Source organism: Planktotalea frisia (genome assembly GCF_001890925.1).
Lineage (GTDB): Bacteria > Pseudomonadota > Alphaproteobacteria > Rhodobacterales > Rhodobacteraceae > Planktotalea > Planktotalea frisia.
Genome location: NZ_MLCB01000011.1, coordinates 1 through 10,555, shown reverse-complemented (window position 1 = coordinate 10,555; position 10,555 = coordinate 1). Strand labels below are relative to the sequence as shown.

Annotated in this window: 4 protein-coding genes; 2 read left to right on the top strand and 2 right to left on the bottom strand. The window is 52.2% G+C overall.

The features are described 5' to 3' along the window. Nucleotides 1-114 precede the first annotated feature (114 nt). Both PFRI_RS00815 and PFRI_RS00810 read left to right on the top strand, forming a co-directional pair. On the top strand, nt 115-810 hold the full coding sequence (locus PFRI_RS00815) for a helix-turn-helix transcriptional regulator (protein ID WP_072628872.1): 696 nt from the start codon (nt 115-117) through the stop codon (nt 808-810). A 179-nt stretch (nt 811-989) separates the two neighbouring features. Further along, entirely contained in the window at nt 990-1,370 is a 381-nt protein-coding gene (locus PFRI_RS00810) for a VOC family protein (protein ID WP_072628871.1), read from the top strand. 179 nt (nt 1,371-1,549) lie between these two features. Here the strand turns inward: PFRI_RS00810 and rpoC are convergent, their stop codons facing one another. Both rpoC and rpoB read right to left on the bottom strand, forming a co-directional pair. Beyond that, the gene (gene rpoC, locus PFRI_RS00805) at nt 1,550-5,800 is read right to left on the bottom strand and encodes a DNA-directed RNA polymerase subunit beta' (RefSeq protein ID WP_072628870.1); all 4,251 of its coding nucleotides are present in this window, start codon (nt 5,798-5,800) and stop codon (nt 1,550-1,552) included. 88 nt (nt 5,801-5,888) lie between these two features. Next, a complete protein-coding gene (gene rpoB / locus PFRI_RS00800; protein ID WP_072628869.1) occupies nt 5,889-10,025 on the bottom strand; it encodes a DNA-directed RNA polymerase subunit beta in 4,137 nt (1,378 codons plus the stop codon). Nucleotides 10,026-10,555: the final 530 nt, after the last annotated feature.

Below are 10,555 nucleotides of genomic sequence, written 5' to 3'. Positions count from 1 at the left end.
TCAGACAATTTCCGCGTCATAACCCATGAAAAAATTCGGGTTTTGGGGTAGCAGCGGTATAGAAAATTCTCGTGTGGGTTTTTGTAATCAAACGATAGAAAAGACAACGAGTTTATGGAACTAGGAAGCGTCGATTATCTTGCTGGTTCGGTTCAGGACTCTGTTCAGTCTATCGTGCGGCATTTCAAAGTTGACTACTTTACTCTACATCTTTTTCGCGGTGGGGATGATGCCAAAAACACGCCCTATGTGAGAACAAATTATCCCGATGCTTGGGTCAGTCGGTATCTGTTGCATGACTACGTGCGGATTGATCCTGTCCTACAAATGGCCAAAAAAACGACAGAGCCTTTCTGTTGGTCTGCGATCACCCCAGCTGCCGAACAGCGAAATATGATGCAACAAGCGGTCGAACATGTTGTGGGGCCGGCAGGGTTTAGTGTCAGCCATGTGGATACAATTGGACGCCGCAGCGTGCTCTCGTTCAATGCGCCATATGCGAAAGGCAACGCCACTTGGGAGCCGTTCGTGAAAAAGAACCGCGATCATTTGCTGCTTCTTGCCTCTGAAATGCACCATAAGGCACTATCTGAAATTTCTGGTGAGACCGACGAGCGACCGCAACTATCCCCGCGCGAAACGGAATGTCTAAAATGGACAGCACAGGGCAAAACACACACAGAAATTGCAATTATCCTCAATTTGTCCGAGCATACGGTGCGTAGCTACCTCAAAGACGCACGGGTCAAATTGGATAGCGTAACGCTCGCGCAGGCGGTTTCCAAAGCCGCGACGCTTGGGTTGATCTAAAGACGCTGTCGTTGCCTTCAAATCAGAATTTCTCAGCGAACCGCCCCCCCCCCCCTCATTTGTGGGGATTTCGACAATGTCCTTTGAGACGTAGTTTCGTTTGTGTCGCATCGCCTTGCATCCATCATAAGGCCGCTGCGGGCAAAAACAGAAACAACACATAATTTTAGGACTAAGACATGACACAAATGAACGCAGTTGGTTGGTTTGACATCTACGTGGATGAAATGGATCGCGCAGAACGCTTTTACAAATCCGTTTTAGGGGCAAAAATGGAGGATATGAGCGACCCCACAGGTGAAACAGAAATGAAGAGTTTTGTGGGCAATATGGAAGTCTACGGTGCCGCCGGCGCACTTGTTAAGGCCCCATATGCAAAGCCTGGACCCGGCGGAACACAGATTTACTTTTCAGTGGAAGATTGCGCCACACAACAAGCGCTCGTTGAAAAAGCAGGTGGCAAAGTGATCCGTCCCAAGTTCTCTATCGGTGAATTTGGCTATGTGGCTTTGGCTCAGGATACTGAGGGCAACATGATTGGCTTCAACTCACTGGATTAACGCCCTCTGACGGGAGCACACAACTTTACGCATAAGACTGCGCGGACAAGGCATGCTTTGTCCGTGTGATCTGACCAGCTTAGCCTGACCTTATACAGGCTTTTACGGCTCTCACCGCAAACGAAAAAGGCCCCCGCTGCTTCCAGCGAGGGCCTTTCTCAATTTCTAAACGAAACGCTTTACTCGTCGCGGCTTTCGGGTGTGGAGAACACATCCTCTGGCTTCCCAAAGACGTCACCACCCACAATATCATCCGTAGGTGCAGCCAATGCGGCAGCAGCTTCGGCTTCAATACGGCGCGCTTCAACGACCACGTTATCGCGGTCTTGTGCAACACGTTGCATCTGTTGTGTCGCCCCACCTGTACCGGCTGGGATCAAGCGACCTACGATGACGTTCTCTTTGAGGCCGACCAGCTTGTCGCGCTTGCCCTGTACGGATGCTTCCGTAAGAACACGCGTTGTTTCCTGGAACGACGCCGCAGAGATAAAGCTGCGTGTCTGCAAGGACGCTTTGGTAATCCCGAGCAGAATTGGCTCGCCCGTTGCAGGTTTATACCCGCGCAAAGCTGCCTTTTCATTGGCCGCAAGAAACTCTTGCTTGTCCACGTGCTCGCCTTTGAGCAGCGTCGTCTGACCACTGTCGAGGATTTCCCACTTCTGGAGCATCTGACGTACGATGACTTCAATGTGCTTGTCGTTAATCTTAACACCCTGAAGGCGATAAACGTCCTGCACTTCGTTGATCATGTAGTCAGCCAACGCTTCGACACCCATGATGGAGAGGATGTCATGCGGCGCTGGGTTTCCGTCCATGATGTAATCGCCTTTGGAGACAAAATCACCTTCCTGAACTGGAATGTGCTTGCCCTTTGGCACCATGTATTCAACCGCAGCGAGGCTTTCATCCACAGGATCAATCGCGATACGGCGCTTGTTCTTGTAGTCTTTGCCAAAGCGCACGTGACCGTCGATTTCCGCAATGATCGCGTGATCCTTGGGGCGACGCGCCTCAAAGAGTTCCGCAACACGTGGCAAACCACCTGTAATGTCCTTGGTCTTGGCACCTTCACGCGGGATACGCGCAACGACGTCACCGGCTTGAACTTCAGAACCCTCTTCAATCGAGAGAACAGCATCCACAGACATTGGATAAGTCACAGGGTTACCCGCATCATTGCGAACAGGCTCACCATCTTTGTCCATGATGATGATTTCCGGCTTCAGTTCGTTACCTTTAGGCGCAGCACGCCAGTCGATAACGATCTTCTGCGTCATACCTGTTGCTTCGTCTGTCTCGTCGCGCACGGCAATACCGCTTACGAGGTCAACAAACTTAGCTGTACCGGCTTTCTCAGCGATGATTGGCAGTGTGTATGGATCCCATTCGAACAGCTTGTCACCGCGAGCAACTTTCGCGCCCTCTTTAACAAACAGCTTGGTACCATAGCCCAACTTGTGGCTGGAACGCTCTTCACCGTTTTCGTCGTTGATGATCATCTTCATATTACGGCCCATCACCATGATATCGCCAGCGGCGTTCTCAAGGAGTTGAGTGTTCTCGAAGACGATCTTGCCCTCTTGGCTTGCTTCTTGGAAGGACTGTTGACCACCCTGAGCAACGCCGCCGATGTGGAACGTCCGCATCGTCAACTGTGTACCAGGCTCACCAATGGACTGCGCGGCGATAATGCCGACAGCTTCACCAGAGTTTACCATCGTACCGCGTGCAAGGTCACGACCATAGCACATGGCGCAAACGCCTTCTTCCGCTTCACAAGTCAACGGAGAACGGATGCGCATGGAAGCCACGCCTGCTTCTTCGATTGCGTCCGCCATAAGTTCGTCGAGCAACGTACCCGTTTTGAACAGAACCTCGTCAGTTCCCGGACGTAGAACGTCCTGCGCAACAACGCGGCCCAAGACGCGATCACCAAGTGTGGAAACAACCTCACCATCGTTCACGGCGGCTTCGGCAGTGATCATGTTCTCTGTTCCACAATCGCGCATGCGCACAATGCAGTCCTGAGAAACGTCAACCAAACGACGTGTCAAATAACCGGAGTTCGCTGTTTTCAAAGCTGTATCTGACAGACCCTTACGAGCGCCGTGCGTGGAGTTAAAGTACTCCAGAACGGTCAGACCTTCTTTAAAGTTGGAGATAATCGGTGTCTCGATGATGTCGCCATTCGGCTTTGCCATCAGACCGCGCATACCACCCAGCTGTTTCATCTGTGTAACCGAGCCACGCGCACCGGAGTGAGCCATCATGTAAACCGAGTTCGGCTCCATTTCGGTACCCTGATCGTCGTGACGGGATGCAGAGATCGACCCCATCATCGCATCGGTGACTTTGTCGTTACACTTTGACCAAGCATCGACAACTTTGTTGTACTTTTCACCCTGAGTGATCAGGCCATCCATGTACTGTTGCTCGAAGTCTTTAACCTGACCGCGTGTTTCTTCAACCAATGGCCACTTGGTATCAGGGATCAGCATGTCGTCTTTACCGAACGAAATACCCGCCTTGAACGCTTCGCGGAAACCCATGGTCATGATGTGGTCACAGAAGATGACAGACTCTTTTTGACCACAGTAACGATAGACCGTGTCAATGATCTGCTGAACTTCCTTCTTACGTAGAAGACGGTTCACCAATTCAAACGGTGCTTTCGCATTGAGCGGCAGAAGCGACCCAAGGCGTACACGGCCCGGTGTCGTCTCGAAACGCTTCATCACTTCATTGCCTTCATCATCGATCTGGGGAAGACGCGCTGTGATTTTGGAGTGCAAGTGCACCGTGCCATTATCAAGAGCGTGCTGCACCTCATCGATAGAGCTAAAGATCATGCCTTCGCCCTTCATACCCACACGCTCAAGTGTGGTGTAATAAAGGCCCAAGATCATATCCTGTGACGGAACAATGATCGGTGCGCCGTTTGCAGGCGACAAAACATTGTTCGTGGACATCATCAAAACACGTGCTTCAAGCTGTGCCTCAAGCGAAAGTGGAACGTGAACCGCCATCTGGTCACCGTCGAAGTCCGCGTTAAACGCAGAACACACGAGCGGGTGAAGCTGGATCGCTTTACCTTCAATCAAAACAGGTTCGAACGCCTGAATGCCGAGACGGTGCAAAGTCGGCGCACGGTTCAGCATGACTGGGTGTTCGCGAATAACCTCGTCCAAGATGTCCCAAACTTCGGGACGCTCTTTTTCAACGAGTTTCTTCGCCTGCTTCACGGTTGAGGACAAACCTTTGGCCTCAAGACGCGAGTAGATGAACGGTTTGAACAGCTCGAGCGCCATCTTCTTGGGCAAGCCACACTGGTGCAACTTCAGCTCTGGACCCGTCACAATGACCGAACGACCAGAGAAGTCGACGCGCTTACCCAAAAGGTTTTGACGGAAACGACCTTGCTTACCCTTCAGCATGTCGCTGAGCGATTTCAAAGGACGCTTGTTTGCGCCTGTGATGACACGACCACGACGACCATTGTCGAACAGCGCGTCTACAGATTCCTGCAACATACGCTTTTCGTTACGCACGATGATGTCAGGTGCGCGCAACTCGATAAGACGCTTGAGACGGTTGTTACGGTTGATCACACGACGATACAGATCGTTGAGATCAGACGTCGCGAAACGGCCGCCATCGAGCGGAACCAATGGGCGAAGCTCTGGCGGGATCACAGGGATCACGGTCAGGATCATCCACTCAGGACGGTTGCCAGACTCGAGGAAGCTCTCAACAACCTTAAGACGCTTGATGATCTTCTTAGGCTTCAATTCACCCGTTGCTTCAGCAAGATCCGCACGTAGCGTTTCTGCCTCGGACTCAAGATCAATCTGAGCGAGCATTTCGCGGATCGCTTCAGCGCCGATGTTGGCAGTAAATGCGTCCATGCCGAAGGTGTCTTGCGCGTCCATGAACTCTTCTTCGGTCATCATCTGACCGTAGGTGAGGTCTGTGAGGCCGGGCTCGATCACGACGTAGTTTTCGAAGTAGAGAACACGCTCAAGATCGCGCAAAGTCATGTCCAGCATCAGGCCGATGCGCGATGGCAACGACTTGAGGAACCAGATGTGCGCAACTGGAGAGGCCAGTTCGATGTGGCCCATACGCTCACGACGTACTTTTTGAAGGGTAACTTCAACACCACATTTCTCGCAGACAACGCCGCGATACTTCATGCGCTTATATTTACCGCAGAGGCATTCGTAGTCTTTGATCGGGCCAAAGATGCGCGCACAGAACAGGCCGTCGCGCTCTGGCTTGAAGGTACGATAGTTGATGGTTTCCGGCTTTTTGATCTCGCCAAAAGACCACGACAGGATGCGCTCAGGGGACGCGAGCGAGACTTTGATCTCGTCGAACGTCTTGATGGGGGCAACTGGGTTAAACGGGTTGTTTGTCAGTTCCTGGTTCATTTTCAAATCCTTGAAAGGGGAGCTTTGGAAGAGGTGTCGCCCCCGATTTTTCTAGAAAAATCGAAGGCTAAGAATTTTCTAGAAAATTCTATTCATCTTCCTCCGCGTCCAGGAGTTCCATGTTCAGGCCAAGGCCACGGACTTCTTTGACGAGAACGTTAAAGCTCTCTGGCACGCCAGCCTCGTAGTTGTCTTCACCTTTGACGATTGACTCGTACACCTTCGTACGGCCTGCCACGTCGTCCGACTTGACGGTGAGCATTTCCTGAAGCGTGTAGGCTGCGCCATATGCTTCAAGTGCCCAAACTTCCATCTCACCAAAGCGCTGTCCACCGAACTGCGCTTTACCGCCCAATGGCTGCTGTGTGACCAGCGAGTATGGACCAGTGGAACGCGCGTGGATTTTGTCGTCCACAAGGTGGTGCAGTTTCAGCAAGTACTTGATGCCGACCGTAACAGGGCGCGCAAACTGCTCGCCTGTACGTCCGTCAAACAAGACCGACTGACCGCTTTCAGAGAAGCCAGCACGCTTGAGGCTGTCATTCACGTCATGCTCTTTCGCGCCGTCAAAGACTGGCGTCGCAATTGGAACACCGTTTGTGACGTTGCCAGCCGCTTCGATCAGGTCATCATCACTCATGATTTCAAGACCCTCAGCATAGACATCATCGCCGTAAGCCAAACGCATCGCTTCTTTCACAGGGGTCAGATCGCCATTGCGGCGGTATGCACCAAGCGCGTCGTCGATGTTCAGGCCAAGACCGCGTGCGGCCCAACCCATGTGTGTTTCCAGAATCTGACCAACGTTCATACGTGATGGAACGCCAAGCGGGTTCAAACAGAAGTCCACCGGAGTACCATCCGCAAGGAACGGCATGTCTTCCATTGGAACAACCTTGGAAATAACACCTTTGTTTCCGTGACGGCCGGCCATTTTGTCGCCTGGCTGAAGCTTGCGCTTCACAGCAACAAAAACTTTGACCATCTTCATAACACCGGGTGGTAGGTCGTCGCCGCGACGGACTTTCTCGACTTTGTCCTCGAAACGGGCATCCAAAGTACGCTTTTGTACTTCATACTGCTCGTTCAGGGCTTCGACGATCTGTGCGTCTTTCTCGTCCTTGAGGGCCAACTGCCACCACTGACCACGTGTCAGTGTTTCCAGAAGTTCCTCGTTGATTTCGGCATTCGGCTTCACGCCTTTGGGGCCTTTCACAGCCACTTTGCCAAGGATCATGCCTTTGAGACGCGCATAGATGTTGCGATCGAGGATGACCAACTCATCATCACGGTCACGCGCGAGGCGCTCGACTTCTTCACGCTCGATCTGGAGCGCACGTTCGTCTTTTTCAACGCCGTGACGGTTGAAGACACGTACTTCGACAACTGTACCGAAGTCACCCGGCTTCACACGCAAGGATGTGTCACGCACGTCGGAAGCTTTCTCACCAAAGATCGCACGAAGAAGCTTTTCTTCCGGCGTCATCGGGCTTTCACCCTTTGGCGTGATCTTACCTACGAGAATATCACCCGGCTCAACGTCTGCGCCGATGTATACGATGCCCGCTTCGTCGAGGTTGCGAAGAGCTTCTTCGCCGACGTTTGGAATATCGCGTGTGATTTCTTCCGGGCCAAGTTTCGTGTCACGTGCCGCCACTTCGAATTCTTCGATGTGGATAGACGTAAACACGTCGTCACGCGAAACGCGCTCGGAGATCAGGATCGAGTCTTCGTAGTTGTAACCATTCCAAGGCATAAACGCGACGACCACGTTTTTGCCCAGTGCCAATTCACCCATATCTGTGGATGGACCGTCTGCAATGACTTCGCCCTTTTGAACCGTGTCACCAACCTTCACCAACGGACGCTGGTTGATTGTGGTGTTCTGGTTAGAACGCTGGAACTTGCGCATGCGGTAGATGTCTACGCCTGCATCGCCCAACTCAAGATCATGCGTTGCGCGCACAACAATACGCTGAGCGTCGACTTGGTCGATGATACCTGCGCGTTTGGCCATGATCGCCGCACCACTATCGCGTGCAACAACTTCTTCAATGCCAGTTCCGACCAGCGGCGCTTCTGCGCGCAGCAATGGAACGGCCTGACGTTGCATGTTGGAACCCATTAATGCGCGGTTCGCGTCGTCGTTCTCAAGGAACGGGATCAACGAGGCGGCAACAGAGACCAACTGCTTTGGTGAGACGTCGATCAGGTCCACATTCTCGTTCGGGGACAAGGTATAGTCGCCGGACTTACGTGTAGAGACCAGATCGTTCACGAACTTCATGTTCTCGTCGAGGTTGGCGTTCGCCTGAGCCACTGTGTGGCGCATTTCCTCAGTTGCGGACATGTAGTGTACTTCGTCGGTGACCGTACCGTTTTTAACAACGCGGTAAGGTGTTTCGATGAAGCCGTACTTGTTCACACGCGCAAATGTCGCGAGCGAGTTGATCAGACCAATGTTTGGACCTTCCGGCGTTTCAATTGGGCACATGCGACCGTAGTGCGTTGGGTGCACGTCGCGCACCTCAAAGCCAGCACGTTCACGTGTCAGACCACCAGGTCCAAGCGCTGAAAGGCGACGCTTGTGCGTAACCTCTGAGAGCGGGTTGGTTTGGTCCATGAATTGGCTCAGCTGCGAAGAGCCAAAGAATTCACGAACAGCCGCCGCCGCTGGCTTCGCGTTGATCAAGTCTTGCGGCATTACAGTGTCGATTTCGACAGAGGACATACGCTCTTTGATCGCGCGCTCCATACGAAGCAGGCCTACGCGGTATTGGTTTTCCATCAATTCGCCAACGGAACGCACACGACGGTTACCAAGGTGGTCAATATCGTCGATATCGCCTTTGCCGTCGCGCAGATGCACGAGCGCTTTGATACATGCGACGATGTCTTCTTTGCGAAGTGTACGCTGCGTATCTTCCGCATCGAGGTTCAAACGCATGTTCATTTTCACGCGGCCCACCGCGGAAAGGTCATAACGCTCTGAATCGAAGAAGAGTGTATCAAACAGGTTTGACGCCGCTTCAACGGTGGGCGGCTCGCCCGGACGCATTACACGGTAGATATCCATGAGCGCGGTTTCGCGGTTCATGTTTTTATCTGCCGCCATCGTGTTGCGCATATATGCGCCCACGTTGATGTTATCGATGTCAAGAATTGGCAAAGTCGTGATGCCCGCGTCGATCAATTCCTTCAAGGAACCACCGATCACGTCGCCATCTTTGTCCATCTCCAGCGTCAACTCGTCACCGGCTTCTGCGTAGATCGCACCCGTTTCTTCGTTGATGATATCCTTGGCAATGAATTTACCAACGATCGCATCGTATGGGATCAACAGCTCTGTCACGTCACCTGCGTCGATCAATTTCTTGACCGCACGTGGCGTGACCTTCTTGTTGGCTTCCGCGATCACTTCGCCCGTCTTGGCGTCAACCAAGTCGAATGTCGGGCGTGTGCCGCGTGCGCGCTCTGGGAAGAACTTGGTGACCCAGCCTTTGTTCTTCTTCAGCTTGAACTCAACCGTGTCATAATACGCGTCCATGATCCCCTCTTGGTCGAGACCAAGGGAATACAGAAGCGTGGTGACAGGCAGTTTACGACGACGGTCGATACGCGCAAAGACGATGTCTTTTGCGTCGAATTCGAAATCGAGCCATGAACCACGGTACGGGATAATGCGGCAAGCAAACAAAAGCTTACCAGAGCTGTGCGTCTTACCTTTGTCGTGATCAAAGAAAACACCCGGTGAACGGTGCATCTGGGAAACGATCACACGCTCGGTGCCGTTGATGACAAAAGTGCCGTTTGGCGTCATCAATGGCATGTCGCCCATGAAAACGTCTTGTTCTTTGATGTCTTTTACAGACTTCGCGCCTGTATCTTCGTCGATCTCAAACACAATCAAGCGCAGCGTCACTTTAAGTGGCGCGCTGTATGTCATGTCACGTTGCTGGCATTCTTCGACGTCGTACTTGGGCCTTTCCAGCTCATAGTTGACGAATTCTAGAATGGAGGTTTCGTTGAAATCTTTGATCGGGAAAACCGACTGGAAGACACCTTTGATGCCTTCGCCGTCCATTGGGATCGGCTCGTCACCTGAATTCAAGAACAAGTCATAAGAGCTTTTCTGAACCTCGATAAGGTTCGGCATCTCAAGAACTTCGCGGATTTTGCCGTAATATTTACGCAAACGCTTCTGGCCAAGGAATGATTGAGCCATGGTTGTTATCACCTTTTCAGTTTCTCATCAGACACATAAGCGGTTGGGCCTCCGCTTAGCGCCCTGTCGAGACGACAGATTTTATTTGATCCATTCTCGCCACACGTCCCACTGCGCGGCACTCGATCAAAAGGTCCTGTCTTGGAAAAAACCTGACATGTCAGGGTCTTGCCGAGGAAGGATTGGGTTTTTTGGTTGATTGTGATCTGCTCCGCCTTGTGTCTTTGGAGGGGATCAGGACAAAACCAATTTGCTCGAAACACTCCTTATATCGCAGGCAGAAAAAGCGGCATCGAATCATTCGAAGCCGCGTGAATTTTCCAAATATGATGTGAAGGGGGCGAACGCAAGGGGGGCTGCGCTAAAAAGCGGGTGCGGGCAAGGGTTTGCTGGTTTGAGCTAGAGTTTAGGGAGGTTTGATCGTTGCGCAACTGTTGACACAAAACCAGTTGAGAATATTCAAGTGAAAGTAGCTAAGGTCCGCTCCGATGAAGGTTTTTCGATGCGGGCCACAGCGGAAGGTTTCGGCG

Bases quoted from the DNA above. Each gene is read 5' to 3' on its own strand.
- PFRI_RS00815 (WP_072628872.1), top strand. From the start codon at position 115: ATGGAACTAGGAAGCGTCGATTATCTTGCTGGTTCGGTTCAGGACTCT.
- PFRI_RS00810 (WP_072628871.1), top strand. From the start codon at position 990: ATGACACAAATGAACGCAGTTGGTTGGTTTGACATCTACGTGGATGAA.
- rpoC (WP_072628870.1), bottom strand. From the start codon at position 5,800: ATGAACCAGGAACTGACAAACAACCCGTTTAACCCAGTTGCCCCCATC.
- rpoB (WP_072628869.1), bottom strand. From the start codon at position 10,025: ATGGCTCAATCATTCCTTGGCCAGAAGCGTTTGCGTAAATATTACGGC.